At 27.9% G+C, this 15,764-nt stretch carries 17 protein-coding genes; all 17 read right to left on the reverse strand.

From position 1 onward, the window contains the following. Position 1: 1 nt before the first annotated feature. Positions 2-1,321: a ribosome biogenesis GTPase Der gene (der, locus tag HMPREF0216_RS08350; protein ID WP_005213538.1), complete on the reverse strand. Its 1,320-nt coding sequence runs from the start codon at positions 1,319-1,321 to the stop codon at positions 2-4. After that, the gene (locus tag HMPREF0216_RS08355) at positions 1,321-2,658 is read right to left on the reverse strand and encodes a DUF512 domain-containing protein (RefSeq protein ID WP_005213539.1); all 1,338 of its coding nucleotides are present in this window, start codon (positions 2,656-2,658) and stop codon (positions 1,321-1,323) included. The genes der and HMPREF0216_RS08355 overlap by 1 nt, the downstream gene beginning before the upstream one ends. A 119-nt stretch (positions 2,659-2,777) precedes the next feature. After that, positions 2,778-3,434 carry a phosphate signaling complex protein PhoU gene (gene phoU / locus HMPREF0216_RS08360; protein WP_005213540.1) on the reverse strand — a complete coding sequence of 219 codons (657 nt, stop codon included), beginning with the start codon at positions 3,432-3,434 and terminating at the stop codon, positions 2,778-2,780. A 102-nt stretch (positions 3,435-3,536) separates the two neighbouring features. Next, positions 3,537-4,301, reverse strand: a complete 765-nt coding sequence (gene pstB / locus HMPREF0216_RS08365; protein WP_005213541.1) for a phosphate ABC transporter ATP-binding protein PstB — start codon at positions 4,299-4,301, stop codon at positions 3,537-3,539. 93 nt (positions 4,302-4,394) lie between these two features. Then, the gene (locus HMPREF0216_RS18250; protein WP_005213542.1) at positions 4,395-4,754 is read right to left on the reverse strand and encodes an ABC transporter permease subunit; all 360 of its coding nucleotides are present in this window, start codon (positions 4,752-4,754) and stop codon (positions 4,395-4,397) included. Next, the gene (locus tag HMPREF0216_RS18255; protein WP_005213543.1) at positions 4,735-5,217 is read right to left on the reverse strand and encodes an ABC transporter permease family protein; all 483 of its coding nucleotides are present in this window, start codon (positions 5,215-5,217) and stop codon (positions 4,735-4,737) included. The genes HMPREF0216_RS18250 and HMPREF0216_RS18255 overlap by 20 nt, the downstream gene beginning before the upstream one ends. Position 5,218: 1 nt before the next feature. Then, a complete protein-coding gene (pstC, locus tag HMPREF0216_RS08375) occupies positions 5,219-6,112 on the reverse strand; it encodes a phosphate ABC transporter permease subunit PstC (protein ID WP_005213544.1) in 894 nt (297 codons plus the stop codon). A 169-nt stretch (positions 6,113-6,281) separates the two neighbouring features. Further along, positions 6,282-7,130 carry a phosphate ABC transporter substrate-binding protein gene (locus HMPREF0216_RS08380; RefSeq protein ID WP_005213545.1) on the reverse strand — a complete coding sequence of 283 codons (849 nt, stop codon included), beginning with the start codon at positions 7,128-7,130 and terminating at the stop codon, positions 6,282-6,284. A 223-nt stretch (positions 7,131-7,353) separates the two neighbouring features. Next, on the reverse strand, positions 7,354-9,036 hold the full coding sequence (locus HMPREF0216_RS08385; RefSeq protein ID WP_005213546.1) for a HAMP domain-containing sensor histidine kinase: 1,683 nt from the start codon (positions 9,034-9,036) through the stop codon (positions 7,354-7,356). Between the two features lie 3 nt (positions 9,037-9,039). Next, on the reverse strand, positions 9,040-9,738 hold the full coding sequence (locus HMPREF0216_RS08390; RefSeq protein WP_005213549.1) for a response regulator transcription factor: 699 nt from the start codon (positions 9,736-9,738) through the stop codon (positions 9,040-9,042). 17 nt (positions 9,739-9,755) lie between these two features. Beyond that, a complete protein-coding gene (pgeF, locus tag HMPREF0216_RS08395) occupies positions 9,756-10,493 on the reverse strand; it encodes a peptidoglycan editing factor PgeF (protein ID WP_005213551.1) in 738 nt (245 codons plus the stop codon). Between the two features lie 193 nt (positions 10,494-10,686). Beyond that, complete coding sequence (nrdR, locus tag HMPREF0216_RS08400) at positions 10,687-11,139, reverse strand: transcriptional regulator NrdR (RefSeq protein WP_040419502.1); 453 nt, start codon at positions 11,137-11,139, stop codon at positions 10,687-10,689. Positions 11,140-11,200: 61 nt separating this feature from the next. Continuing rightward, positions 11,201-11,479, reverse strand: coding sequence for a YlmC/YmxH family sporulation protein (locus HMPREF0216_RS08405; protein WP_005213554.1), 279 nt, complete (start codon positions 11,477-11,479; stop codon positions 11,201-11,203). 213 nt (positions 11,480-11,692) lie between these two features. Beyond that, positions 11,693-12,466 (reverse strand): RNA polymerase sporulation sigma factor SigG, encoded by a 774-nt coding sequence (gene sigG, locus HMPREF0216_RS08410; RefSeq protein WP_005213556.1) that lies wholly within the window; start codon positions 12,464-12,466, stop codon positions 11,693-11,695. Between the two features lie 81 nt (positions 12,467-12,547). Beyond that, positions 12,548-13,255, reverse strand: a complete 708-nt coding sequence (gene sigE / locus HMPREF0216_RS08415; RefSeq protein ID WP_005213558.1) for an RNA polymerase sporulation sigma factor SigE — start codon at positions 13,253-13,255, stop codon at positions 12,548-12,550. 8 nt (positions 13,256-13,263) lie between these two features. Beyond that, on the reverse strand, positions 13,264-14,067 hold the full coding sequence (locus HMPREF0216_RS08420) for a sigma-E processing peptidase SpoIIGA (RefSeq protein ID WP_005213559.1): 804 nt from the start codon (positions 14,065-14,067) through the stop codon (positions 13,264-13,266). Positions 14,068-14,329: 262 nt separating this feature from the next. After that, entirely contained in the window at positions 14,330-15,451 is a 1,122-nt protein-coding gene (gene ftsZ / locus HMPREF0216_RS08425) for a cell division protein FtsZ (protein WP_040419479.1), read from the reverse strand. Positions 15,452-15,764: the final 313 nt, after the last annotated feature.

Consider the following 15,764-nt stretch of genomic DNA (forward strand, 5'->3'; position numbering starts at 1 on the left):
ATTAACTATCCTTTCTTTCCCTATACTCTATTTGAATTCCAGTACCACTAAAATCAAAGCTTTCTCTTAGTTGATTTTCTAAGTATCTTTCATATGAGAAATGTCTTGCATTTACATCATTAACGAAGAATACAAACTTTGGTGGTTTTGTAGCTACTTGAGTTGCATAGTATATTTTTAATCTCTTTAATGCTACAATTGGAGGTTCCTTCATTAATATTGCTTTACTTATAACATCATTAAGTACCCCAGTACCAACTCTCTTATCATAGTTATCATAACACTCTTTTGCAACTTCTAAAACTTTATGTGCTCTTTGACCTGTTAATGCTGATATAAATAAGAATTTAGCATATTTTATAAATTTAAGCTTGCTTTGAAGGTCTTTCTTATAAACATCCATAGTCTTATCATCTTTTTCTATTAAATCCCACTTGTTAACAATAACCATTATAGCTTTGTTTAACTCATGAGCAAATCCTATAATTTTTTCATCTTGCTCTGTTACACCTTCTGTTGCATCAATCATTAAAATACAAACATCAGCTCTTTCAACAGCTGCAAGTGTTCTAATTACTGAATATCTCTCAATTTCTTCTTTCACTTTGCTCTTTCTTCTAAGACCTGCTGTATCTATTAAAGTAAACTTACCAAACTCAGTTTCAACCTTACTATCTATAGCATCTCTTGTTGTACCTGCTATATCAGAAACTATTAATCTATCTTCACCTAATAATCTATTAATTAAAGATGACTTACCTACGTTAGGTTTACCTATCATAGCAATTTTTATGTCTTCTTCTTCCTCTTCTTTGCTTGCTATTGAATCAAAGTGAGCTACTACCATATCTAACATATCTCCAAGACCTTTTCCTAGACCTGCAGATATAGCAACTGGGTCACCTATACCTAACTTATAGAATTCCCATGCATTTTCTTCATCCTTTAAATTATCAATTTTATTAACAACAAGAACTACTGGTTTCTTAGACTTTCTAAGCATAGTAGCAACTTCATTATCAGCTGCTGTTAATCCTTCTTTACCATCAACTACAAACATTATAACGTCAGCAGTTTCTATAGCAATATTTGCTTGTCTTCTCATTTGCTTAACTATTATATCTTGGTTTTCTGGTTCTATACCACCTGTATCAATCATTGTAAAAGTATGACTTAGCCATTCTGCTTCTGCATATACTCTATCTCTTGTTACACCTGGTGTATCTTGAACTATTGAAATTCTTTTTCCTGCTAATTTATTGAATAATGTAGATTTACCTACATTTGGTCTTCCAACTATAGCTACTATTGGTTTTGCCATTATCTATTTTCCTCCTGACATGCTTCATTTATTATACTTACTATATCTTCGCCTGTATGATCACAGACAAGTACTTTAACACCTAATGCCTCTTCTATGTCTTCTATCTTTGTATCATCTAACATAATATACTCAGCAGGACCTAATTCATATCCTTTTCTAAACATATTATTTGGCATTATTAAATACTCACTATTAATTTTGCCTTTCAGTTGTGAAATAATATCAGTTCCAGTAAGAAGACCTGCAACAGTTATTGTTTCTCCAAAAAAGTGGTTAATAATTTTATATGTATCTATTTTAATATTAGGGTTAACTTCCATTAACTTTTTCATTCCATTACTTACTTCATCAAAAGCAAGCTTTCCTGTTGGAACAGAAAAAGTTCCTTTTATATTTTTATCTAGATGTTGAGCAGAATAGTTTATAGCTTCTCTAAAGCATCTAATCATTCCAATTCCATCTTCTATTTGCTCATACCCATTATAAAAGCTTTCTTCAGGCACATCTATACCTGACACTAAATAAAACTCATCAGAAAACCTTACAAATGGATCATTTATTTCTTCCATAAATCTCTTTTGGAACTCCATAACCATTTCTAATTCTTTTCTTGCCGTTTCATTAGTGAATGTTTTTACTTTAGCTAATCCATCTCTATATTTAGTAACTCCAATTGGAACTACTGCTATATTAGCTACTGATGGATATAGTTCATATAAATCCGTTATAGTTCTTTTTAATTCTTCTCCGTTATTAACTTCTGGTATAAGAACTATTTGGCAATGCATTTCAATTCCAGCTTCAGCTAATCTCTTCATTCTATCATAAACTGCTCCTGCAAATCTATTGCTAAGCATCTTAACTCTAAGTTCTGGATTTGTTGTATGTACCGAAATATTTATTGGACTAATTCTATATTTAATAATTCTATCAATATCTTCTTCCTTCATATTAGTTAAAGTAACAAAGTTACCTTGAAGGAATGAAAGTCTTGAATCATCATCCTTAAAGTAAAGACTTTCTCTCATACCTTTAGGGTTTTGGTCAATAAAACAAAACATACACTTGTTACTGCATCTCTTTGCCTTATCCATAATACCGCCACCAAACTCAAGGCCTAATTCTTCTCCATATTCTTTTTCTATTTCATAATCCCATACTTCACCATTTGGTTTTTGGATTTCTAAAACTATTTCTTCATCACTAGTTAAAAACCTGTAGTCTATAATATCAACTATCTTTTCTCCATTTACTGATAATAAAATATCATTTACTTCTATGCCGACTTCTTCAGCAATACTATCAGGCATTACACTTGTTATTACATTTTTCATAATGTCACACTCCTATAATTACCTACCATCTCTATGATATATTAACCTATTAATTATATTCAGTCAACCAACAACTTTAGTAAAAAAAAGAATATAAGGTTCCCCTTATATTCTTATTATTACTCATTTAAATCTACATAATCACCTTTTGCTGAAAAAATTATCCACTCACATATATTAGTTACATGATCGCCAACTCTCTCTAAATATTTAGATGCAAATAATATTTGTGCTCCTTTGTTAATGATTGTTTCATCTTTTGCCATTTTCTTTAACATATCGCTAAATAAACCACGATATAAAATATCAACCTGATCATCCATTTTGCAAATTTCATAAGCAGCCTTTACATCACCTGCAACAAAAGCTGAAAGTGATTTATTAATCATTTTTCTTAAAATATCTACCATTTGCCAAATTGGTTCGCATTCTTCTCCTAAAATATCAAATTCAACTCTTTGTGCAATTTTACAAATATCAACTGCATAATCAGCCATTCTCTCTAAATCTGTAACTATTTTAGAAGTTGTAAATATTTTTCTTAAGTCTGTAGCTACTGGAGATTCCATTGCCATAAATTTTAAACACTGTTCTTCTATTTTTCTATTTAATTCATCAACTTTATCATCATTGTCCATTACTTGCTTTGCAAGAGCCATGTCTTTGTTTCTAAAAGCTTCTATACTGTTATATATTTGCTTTTCAACTAAACTTCCCATTTCAGCAAGCTCAGCAGTTAAAATCTTCATTCTTTTGTCTAAAAGATTTCTTGTCATGATTTCACTCCCTACTCTCAAATTATAACCTAAACATATTTTTACTCAAAACTTTAATTTATAATTACCCTTATTAAATATTCCCTTTTAACACACGTAATTTTATCCAAATCTACCTGTTATATAATCTTCTGTTCTCTTATCCTTTGGTCTATAGAATATATCCTCTGTCTTTCCATATTCAACAACTTCTCCTGATAAGAAAAATGCAGTTTTATCGGCAATTCTTCCTGCTTGTTGCATATTATGAGTAACAATTACAACTGTATATTGCTTTTTTAATTGATCCATAAGTTCTTCCATTTTATTGGTAGAAATAGGATCTAGTGCTGATGTCGGCTCATCCATTAATATTATTTCAGGAGAGACTGCTATAGTTCTAGCTATACATAATCTTTGTTGTTGTCCTCCTGAAAGACCTAATGCAGACTTCTTTAATCTATCTTTAACTTCATCAAAAAGAGCAGCACCTCTTAAACTTTTTTCAACTATTTCATCTAAAGTCCTTTTATCTTTAATTCCATGTATTCTAGGACCGTAAGCTATATTGTCATAAATAGACATTGGGAATGGATTAGGCTTTTGGAACACCATTCCAACCTTTTTTCTAAGGTCTATTTCATCATATTCCTTATATATGTCCTTTCCATCTATTAGTATTTGACCATTAATTTTAACTCCTTCAATTAAATCATTCATTCTATTTAAAGTTCTTAAAAATGTTGATTTACCGCATCCTGAAGGTCCAATTAATGCTGTAACTTTTTTTGACTCTATATCTAAATTTATATTTTTTAATGCTTTATTATCACCATAAAAAAGTTCTAGATTTCTAACCTGGATTTCAGGTTTTATTATATTTGACATATTTACACCTCAAAATCTTCTGATTTTCTTTCATTAATATAGTTACTTAATATAAAATTAGCACTATCTATCATTCCACTTAAAAATTAAACATTAATAATTAGCCTTGTTAAATCTGTTACTAATAAATTTGGCTAATAAGTTTAACACTAAAATCATTACAATTAAAACTATCCCTGCAGCAGCTGCTGATGCAATATCACCTTTCTCTTTAGTTTCAAGAAAAGCATGAACTGTTAAAGTTCTACCACTTGACATTATGCTTGTAGGTATTTTATAAACTGTACCTGCAGTTAAGAAAAGTGCTGCAGATTCTCCAATTACACGCCCCATTGAAAGTATTACTCCTGAAAGTATACCAGGTATAGCACTTGGAAGTATAACCTTATATAAAGTTTGGAATCTTGTTGCTCCAAGCCCAAGAGAAGCCTCTCTATATGATGGTGGAACCACTTTTAAAGACTCTTCTGTTGTACGAATAATTACTGGTAAAATTATTTGCAAGAGTTAAAGATCCTGCTATAAGTGAATATCCAAACTTCAATGTAGTTACAAAAAATGCTGCTCCAAATAATCCATAAACTATTGATGGTATTCCTGCTAATGCTTCAGTTGAATATCTTATTATTTTAACAAGCCTACCTTGCTTTGCATATTCTTGTAAATAAACTGCTGATAATACCCCTATTGGTGTAGCAATAATTAATGATAATCCAATAGTATAAAGTGTTGAAATTATAAATGGCTTAATTCCACCACCACCTGATGGCTTATAATCACCAAATAAATAATTAAAATTTATAAGTTTATATCCTTTCATGAATATAAATCCTATTATAAAAACTAAAATTCCAACAGTTATTAATGCTGATAAATATAATAATACCTTTAAGATATTTTCTTTAAATTTTCTCATTTTACTTACCTTCCTTATTAGAAAGTTTAGAAATAACCAAGTTTAATATTAAAATGAATGCAAATAATACAACACCTGTTGCAAATAATAACTCTTGGTGTGATTGAGTTGCATATCCCATTTCTAAAGCTATATTACTTGTAAGAGGTCTCACCTTATCAAAAATAGATGTAGGTATTTGAACTGAATTTCCTCCAACTAGGATAATAGCCATGGTTTCTCCAATTGCTCTACCGCAACCTAATACTATAGCTGCAAGTATACCTGATTTTGCTGCAGGTACTACAACCTTAAATGTTGTTTCTATATGTGAAGCTCCAAGTGCTAACGAACCTTCTTTATAGCTTTTTGGAACAGCCTTTATTGCAGTTGTAGAAACTGAAATTATAGTCGGAAGCATCATAACTGCCAATACAATAATTACTGCTAATAAACTTTGTCCTTGTGGTAAATTGAAGGTCTTTTGTATCCATGGAACAATTACTGCCAAACCAAATAATCCGTATAATACAGATGGTATTCCAGCTAAAAGCTCAACTGCTGGAATTATAATTTTAGATAATCCTTTTGGTGCTACTTCTGAAATAAAAATTGCTGTAAGTAATCCTATTGGTACCCCTATTATTAAGGCTCCTATGGTACCATAAATAGATGCAATTATCATTGGTAATATTCCATACTTTTGATTTTCTGATGTCGGATACCATTCAGTTCCAAAAATAAATTGTGTGAATGATTTTCCTTCTGCAAAAAATGGTCTTAAACCTTTATAAAATACAAATCCTATAGTTAAAACTAAACTTATAACTGCTATAAGTGCACATATTAAAAATATTGTTCTAGTAACTTTATCTACTATATATTTGCTTTTATTTTTTTTACTTTCTTCTACCATTTTAGTCCTCCTAATGGTAATAACTGCTTTTCAAATTACAAATTTAAAATTAAAAATAGCAAATTAACAAGGAAACCGCCAAGGCAGTTTCCTTAAACTTTATTTAATCAAAGTTTAATTTTTAATTTGCCTTTTGTAATTTTTATTTACTTAAATTATTCAATAGTTATTAATCAATAGTTATTAATTTATTTTCTTCTACTATTTGTTGTCCCTCTGGGCTTAATACGTAGTCAATTAATTTTTGACCATTTTCTGTTAAAGTATCTTCTTTAGTTACTAATAAGAATGGTCTTGATATTTTATATTTTGCATCTTTAACGTTTTGAGCTGTTGGTTCTACTCCATCAACTTGTAAAGCTGCTACAGTGCTATCAATATATTCAAAAGAAGCAAAACCAATTGCATTTTCATTTCCAGCTACTGTAGTTTTAACAGCTCCGCTACCATCTGAAATTGATGCATCTTTAGTTAACTCTTCTGATGCGTATCCTACTATTTCTTGGAATGCATCTCTAGTTCCTGAACCTTCTTCTCTTGAAACAACTACGATTGGTGAATCAGTTCCGCCTAGCTCTTTCCAGTTGGTAATTTTACCAGTATACACATTTTTCACATCTTCTAAAGATATGTTTTTAACTGGGTTATTAGGATTTACTAGTAAAGCAATTCCATCATATGCAATTGTAGTTCCTTTAACTGAACCCTTTTCTTCATCCTTTAATTCTCTTGAAGACATTCCTATTTCTGAAACTCCACCAATAACATCTTTTATTCCTGCCCCTGAACCATTTTGTTGTATTTCTAATGTAATATTATTATTTTCTTCTTCATATTTTTCTTGAATCTTTTCCATTAATGGCCCTACTGAAGTTGAACCTGAAATTGAAACAGTAACCGCTCCAGAACCATTATTTCCACCTTCTGCTGATTTATCAGATCCACATCCTACAAATGTAGCTCCTACCATAGTAACTAATAATGCCCCTACCATTAACTTTAATTTTTTACTTCTCATTTTTATTCCTCCACTTTCATAAATGAATTATTATTCATATACCTTACACACATAATATTATTCCTCTAAAGTTAAAGTAATATTACTTCTTCGTTAAATATTTTTAAGTCAATGTTAAGTTAATGTTAAATTTACATCTTTTAACTCTTTTCTAATATCTCTATAATTAACCTAAAAATATTTTAAATATAAAAAAAGGATTGTATTTCTACAATCCTTTTTGTTATTTCTTTATTTTAACAATAAATGTACTACCAATACCAACTGTTGATTCTACACTTATATCTCCATTAAACAATTTAACAATATGTTTAACAATTGCAAGTCCAAGTCCAGTCCCCCTTGTAGATCTTGATTTATCTACTCTATAAAACCTTTCAAAAATCCTTGGAATATCATTTTTAGGTATACCTATACCATCATCACTTACTTTAAAAATAAAACAATCGCCCTTTTCCGATGCGACTATATCAATATTTCCACCATCATTTGAATATTTAATGGCATTTTCAATTAAGTTTAAAGCTAATTGATGAAATTTATCTTTATCTCCAAGTATTTTTCCATTGAACTCATTGTAATAATTAATCTTAATATTTCTTTTATCAGCTTGCTTTGATACTACTTCAATTGTATTTCGAATAACTTCCATAGGCATAAAATATTCATTGTCCATCTTATGCATATTTTCTAAGTTAGAAAGAACTAAAATATCATTAATTAAATTACCTAATCTTTCCGATTCCTTTTCTATTATATCTAAAAATTTATTTCTAGTATTTTCATCATTAACATACCTTAAAGTTTCAGCAAAACCTTTTATAGATGTTAGCGGTGTTTTAAGTTCATGCGATACATTAGCAACAAATTCACTTCTCATATTTTCAAGCCTTTTTATATCAGTTATATCTTGAATTGTTATTACTATTCCTATAGGCTTTTTATATACTCCTATAATAGGTGACTTTTTTATTCTAATTTCTCTTTCTATAGGATGAAATAATTTTATTTCTTTTGTATCAATATCAGGAATATCTCTTATAAAATTAATTAAATCATAATCAATTATACAATCTGAAATATTCTTTCCTATAATTTCTTCTTTCACTCCAAAGAGCTTATTTGAATAGGGATTACTTAATATAATTTTTTCACTATTATCTAAAGCAATTACTCCACTTTCCATACTTTCTAAAATAGCTTCTAGCTTATTTTGCTTATCTAATGAATCATTTATCTTTATTTTAAGTTGCTCTGCCATATTATTAAAGGTTTGAGCTAAAAGACCAATTTCATCATAATTATAAATTATAGCTCTTTTATCTAAATCACCAGCTGCAATTTTAGTAGTTACCTTTTCTAATTCTTTTACTGGATACACTATAATTTTTACTAATTTAACAGCTAATAATAATGATAATAAAAATACTACTATAACTATGGCAATATAATATTTAAGAGTACCTAATGTAAAAACTTTAATATTGCTAATTGGCACAGAGCTTCTAACTACTAAATTATCACTTATTTTAGTTGCAACATATGCTAAATTACATGATAATGTATCGCTAAATCTTACACTTGTACCTTCACCTTTATTAAAAGCATCTATTATTTCTTGTCTATCTTTATGATTTTCTAAATTTTCTTTTTCATTATCATAAATAACTTCGCCATCTTTATTTACTACAGTGAATCTTACAGCATTGCCCTTAAATGTAAATAATGATACATTATCATAATCATTATTTTTTATATCATCTGCAATTAATAAATTGTAAATTGATAATATTTCCTTTGCATCATTAATAGTATTAACATTTACTAAAGCAATAAATGAACTAGTTACTATTATTAATGCAAATACTACAGTAATTACTACTGATGTTATAATTCTTTTCTTCATTATTTATAAATTAGGGTTAAACCTATACCCTACTCCTCTAATAGTTTCTATAAATTTAGGATTTTTATCATCTGACTCTATTTTTTTTCTTAAATATCTAATATGAACATCTACAGTTCTTGTTTCTCCAATATATTCATAGCCCCAAATTTTATCTAATAAAGTATCCCTTGTTAAAATTTTACCTTTGTTTCTAATTAAAATTTCAAGGAGTTCAAACTCCTTTAGTGTTAACTCTAACTTGTTATTTTTTATAAGTACCTCTCTTTTTTCAAAGTCTACAGTTAAATCACCAAAAACTAAAACATTTTCCTCAGACTCAACAATAGAAAATCTTCTAAGTACAGCTTTAACTCTAGCAAGCAATTCTCTTACTGAAAATGGTTTTGTTATATAATCATCTGCACCAAGTTCTAATCCTAATATTTTATCAATCTCTTCACTTTTAGCCGTTAACATTATTATTGGCGTATTCATAACTTCCTTAGTACTTCTTATTTCCTTACATACATCATATCCATCTTTTCCTGGAATCATTAAATCAAGTAAAATTAAGTTTGGTCTTTCCTCTAATACAATTTTCATTGCATCTATTCCATTATTGGCACTTAAAATTTTATATCCATTACTTTCTAAGTTGTAACGTATAAGTTCTGCTATATGTTCCTCATCATCTACTACTAATATTTTTTCATTTGCCATTATTATCACCCCATAATTTATTTTATATATGCAAAGGAAAATAACCTTCCATAAGTTCCATTACTCTTTCTGTATGAGAATAATTTTTCTTCTTCTTCACAGTGTGTACATATTTTTAGAGAATATATGTTGTTTTCATTTATTCCTATTGATTTCAGACTTTCTTCTATGCATAATTCCATACTTAGATTTCTTCCATTAAAAAGTTTTTCCTTAGGCACATTAAATTTTTCAATAAACTTCTCTTTTAATTCTTCTGAAATTTCATAACAGCACTGTCTAATATGAGGTCCTATATAAACTTTTATATTATTTACATCTGAATTAAAATTAGTAATCATTTTATCTACAGCCTTTTTACTTATCTCATTAAAAGTTCCTTTCCATCCACTATGAATGGCACTTATAACATTTTTCTCTTCATCCACTAAAATAACTGGAACACAATCAGCTGTAAAAGCTCCTATTATAACACCTTTTTCATTTGTTATTATGGCATCTCCTTCATTTTCAATAAAATCTTTAATTTCTTTTTTATAACTAATAACATTATCACTATGAATTTGATGTAAATATTGAACTTCATCTACATTAAAATCTTCTTTTAATGAAAATAAATTTGCCATACCCTCTTCAGTATTTCTATTAAAACTTCTATGATTTTTAGCATTTGAAAATACTATATTTATTTTTCCATTCTCTAAAACCCAAAAATCTTTATATTCCTTTAAATCTTTAACATATATATAATTCATTTTTCACCTCTAAAATATTCTTATTTTATTTTAACATCTATTAACTACTTTTTCTATTTACTAGCTATATGTTTTAACCTACTTTTAACTTTTCTACTACAATATTAAAGTTTTAGCTTCTTATAATTAATACTTCTATTTAAACACGAAAAAGAGTTGTGTTTTATATTACCACAACTCTGTAAATATTCTATTATTTTGTCATTAAACCTTTTATCTCATCTAAAAAAGTATTAATATCCTTAAATTCTCTATATACAGATGCAAATCTCACATAAGAAACCTCATCAAGTTCTTTTAGTCTATCCATAACCATTTCACCAATTACTCTTGATTCAATTTCAGTAAGCATATTATTCGAAATAGTTTTTTCTATGTCTTCTGCTAATTCCTCTATTTGCTTTCTAGATATTGGTCTTTTTTGACAAGCTATAATTAGTCCATTAACTATTTTTTCTTTATTAAAGTTTTCTCTTGTAGAATCTCTTTTAATTACTAGTATAGGAATATCTTCAATCTTTTCATAAGTTGTGTATCTTCTTCCACACTTAGTACATTCTCTTCTTCTTCTAATTGTTGTATTATCATCTGTAGCTCTAGAGTCTACAACCTTACTTTCATAAAAAAAACAAAAAGGACATTTCAAGTAAATCACGCCTTCCTCTTATTTAGTATATGAACATTATACAATTTTTTAGTTGTTTTTTCTATATTTTATTTTCATCTAAGTTAAGTTCTATACCAGATGCATCTACTAACAATACATCAACACCAATTTTTATTACTTTTTCCCAAGGTATTTCTATATCATCTTCTTTAGAAAACCATCCCTTCGTTGCACCTGCCAACAGTATAGCTGTTATTTTTTGCTCATTAATATCAATTTTATAATCCTTTGTATACCCTAATTTACAGCCAGTGGATATATCAATAACCTCCATACTTCTAATAGCATTTACAGAATATAAAATTAATTCGTCTTCCATTTTTTAATCCCCCTCATTATAAAATATATTATTGATTAATAAACTTTAATCTCTTCATATTTATTACTTTATATAATATAACCTACTCTAAATAGGATTTTTTACTTTATATTTAATCTTTATTTTTCATTGCAAATATTATCCTTTAATTTAAATATATTTAATAATTATTTATATAATGCTAAATATAAAAAAAATAGGACTCATAGAGTCCTATACATATTTTCTCATGTGTTTTAATGCTGTTTTTTCTAATCTTGAAACTTGCGCTTGAGATATACCAATTTCATCTGCAACTTCCATTTGAGTTCTTCCATTAAAAAATCTTAATGTTAAAATTAGTTTTTCTCTATCATTCAATTTTTTCATGGCTTCTTTAATTGATATATTTTCAAGCCAGTTATCATCACTATTTTTAGAATCACTTATTTGATCCATAACATAAATTGCATCTCCACCATCATGATAAATTGGTTCAAATAAAGAAACAGGATCTTGAATTGCATCTAAGGCAAATACTACATCTTCTCTTGGTATATTTAATTCTTTTGCAATTTGTGAAACAGTTGGCTCTTTGTTATTATCCTTAACTAGTTTATCCCTAACTAATAACGCTTTATAAGCTATATCTCTCAATGATCTACTTACTCTTATAGAATTATTATCTCTTAAATACCTTCTAATTTCTCCTATTATCATAGGTACAGCATAAGTTGAAAACTTTACATTTTGACTCAAATCAAAATTATCTATAGCCTTCATTAATCCTATACATCCAACTTGAAATAAATCATCGACATTTTCGCCTCTATTATTAAACCTCTGGATAACACTTAAAACTAGCCTTAAATTTCCTTTAATAAAGGTTTCTCTAGAACTCGTATCACCCTCCCTCATTTTTAAAAGGAGTTCTCTTTTCTCTTTTTCTTTAAGTACTGGTAGTTTGGAAGTATTAACTCCACAAATCTCAACTTTGTTAACAATCAAAGTTACTCACTCCTTCGGAAGTAATAACATACTGCATTTAAAATTATTTCCTTAAGAGTATTCTTTTATACTAAAGACAACCTAAATCATTTTATTAATTTCTTTTTTTAATCTATTTATTATCTTTTTTTCTAACCTAGATATATAAGATTGAGAAATGCCTAAAATGTCTGCAACCTCTTTTTGAGTCTTTTCACTATTACCTGCTAAACCAAATCTTAATGTCACTATTTCCTTTTCTCTATCATTTAAATTTCTTAAAGCTAAAAATAATAACTGCTTATCCACTTCATCTTCAATCAAATTATAAACAGTATCATTTTCTGTCCCTAAAATATCTGATAATAATAATTCATTTCCATCCCAATCAATATTTAGAGGTTCATAAAATGACACTTCTGCTTTTACCTTGCTATTTCTTCTTAAATACATTAATATTTCATTTTCTATACATCTTGAAGCATAAGTCGCAAGCTTTATTTTTTTATCTGGTTTAAAAGTATTTACTGCCTTTATTAAACCAATGGTCCCTACTGAAATTAAATCTTCAACTCCTACTCCTGTATTTTCAAATTTTCTTGCTATATAAACAACTAATCTTAAATTTCTCTCTATTAATATATTTCTTATTTCATCTCCACCACTCTCAAGCTTTTCAACTAGCTTTTCCTCTTCATCTTTCTTTAAAGGAGGTGGCAATGCATCATTTCCTCCAATGTAGTCTACTCTCTTCGTCCCAATATTAAGCTTTGATAATATTTTATTTATTAATAAAATTATTTTTTTCATATACCCTCCTATACTATTCCCCTTGAAAGTAGTGCATGAAAATCATCAGTTTTACTTAACTTTCCTTCACACTCACATATAATAGCATCAACATTAATCCATGATTTATCTTCTTCATTTCGTATTTTTATACTTTCACCTTTAAACCCTTGTACCGCTCCATCCTTACTTATTGTTTTGTATCTTATTGTATATTTATCTTTATCTTGTATATTAAACTGATCAAAATAATTTTTTTCAATCAATATACATGGTAAATTAGTTACTGGTTCTCTTAACTCATTTCCTGTATCTAAAAAACCTTTTATTTGTAATGTATTATTTCCTTCCCTAATATATATATCATATATAAAATTTTTAATTATAGCCCTTTCCTTTATAGAATCTATTATTCTTGTGATACATATAAAAACAATTATCAAAGCTAATGCTACTTCCTTAAATGAATTATTTTCTATAACAAAATCTTGTCCTACTAAACATGTGTTTTGCATTACAACAAAACTAAAACACATACCACCTAACATAAATGCAATCATAAAAAATATAAAGGTCGATTTTATAATGTTAATTATTTTTCTATTATCAATAGCAATATAAATCATCACTATTGCAACTACTAACTTTGCTAATATGGAAGTTAAAATCATTACATTATAAAAGATAACTAAAGCATATAGTGCACCTAATAATGATGATAAATATAATAATTTAATATTATATTTAATCCTCTGTATCTTAAATGTTAATAATAATAAAAATATATTTATTATAAAGTTTTCGAAAATAAAAATATCTAGATAAACCTCCACATTTCTATCCTCCCTATTAAATCAATTATAACTTTATGCATAAAAATTTTTTGTCATTTTTGAGGATATTAAAAAATTTTTCACTCATACTTTTTTTACATTTTTTTTAATATATTTTTATATTAAGTATCTATTTTTTGTTTTTTGTAATCTTTAGGCATATTTACTGCTATTATTGCTTTTAATAAAAAAAATAGATAAAAACTTCAATACATAATTGATAGTTTTTATCTATTTTTATAACTTTATGAAATTTAACTTTTTATCTTCTTGCTCTTAAAAAACTTGGTATATTAACACTTTCTCTATCTAAATCTAATAATGGATCGTTATGTGGTTCCGGCTTAGATACTACTTCTTCCTTTACCTCTGGTTCTACTTTTTTAGGCTCAACTTTTTGTTCTATTGTTGTTGCTCCTATTTTTCCATTATCTTCTTCAAATCCAGTTGCAATAACTGTTAATCTAATTTCATCATTTAAAGATTCATCAATTACTGCACCAAATATAATATTAGCATCAACATCAGCAGCTTCTCTTACTATTTCAGCTGCTTCATAAACTTCGATAGCTCCTAAATCAACACCACCAGTAAAGTTAATTATAACCCCAGTAGCTCCATCTATTGATGTTTCTAATAATGGTGAAGATATTGCTTGTCTTACAGCATCTTGTGCCTTATTATCACCCTTACCATATCCAACACCCATATGTGCTAAACCTTTATCTTTCATAACAGTTTCTATATCTGCAAAATCGGCATTAACTACCCCAGGAATAGTTATAAGGTCTGATATTGCTTGTACACCTTGTCTTAATACTCCATCAGCTAATTTAAATGAATCTAAAAGAGTAGTTTTCTTATCTGCCATAGCTAAAAGTTTTTCATTAGGAATTATAACTAATGTATCAACATGTTGTTTTAAGTTTTCTAATCCCATTTCAGCATGTCTCATTCTTCTTTTACCTTCAAATGGGAAAGGCTTAGTAACAACACCTACAGTTAAAATATTCATAGATTTAGCAATTTCTGCAACTACAGGAGCAGCACCAGTTCCAGTTCCACCGCCCATACCAGCAGTTATAAATACCATGTTAGCACCTTTTATAGCTTCTGCTATTTCTTCTCTACTTTCTTCTGCAGCTTTTTTACCTATTTCAGGATTTGCTCCTGCACCTAGACCCTTTGTTAATTTTTCTCCAATTTGAATCTTGGTATTAGCTTGTGAAAGTAGTAATGCTTGCTTATCTGTATTTACAACAATAAACTCAACATTTTTTAATCCTTCAACTATCATTCTATTAACTGCATTTCCGCCGCCACCACCGCAGCCTATTACTTTTATATTACTTAATTCTTGCATATCTAATTCAAAATCTAACAAAATAATTCCTCCTTCAAACCTTCTCTATTAGTTATTAAAATACCTTTTAAAATTAACTTTTATTAGTGTATTGTTTATTATTCAATCTTAAAATCTTAAACATACAAACTTTCATATATTGATTTTACAACATTATATATGTATTTAACAATAGTAAAAACATTAATTGTATAAGAATTTTGTAAATGAATATTATATTTTGTATTTATATATATTTTTATTCATTTAAAGCAAAAACTTCTAATCAAATACTATTTTGTTTAATTAAATCAATATACCTATCATATTTAATATTCAACATATACTTAAAAAA

The organism is Clostridium celatum DSM 1785 (assembly GCF_000320405.1).
Classification (GTDB): Bacteria; Bacillota; Clostridia; order Clostridiales; family Clostridiaceae; genus Clostridium; species Clostridium celatum.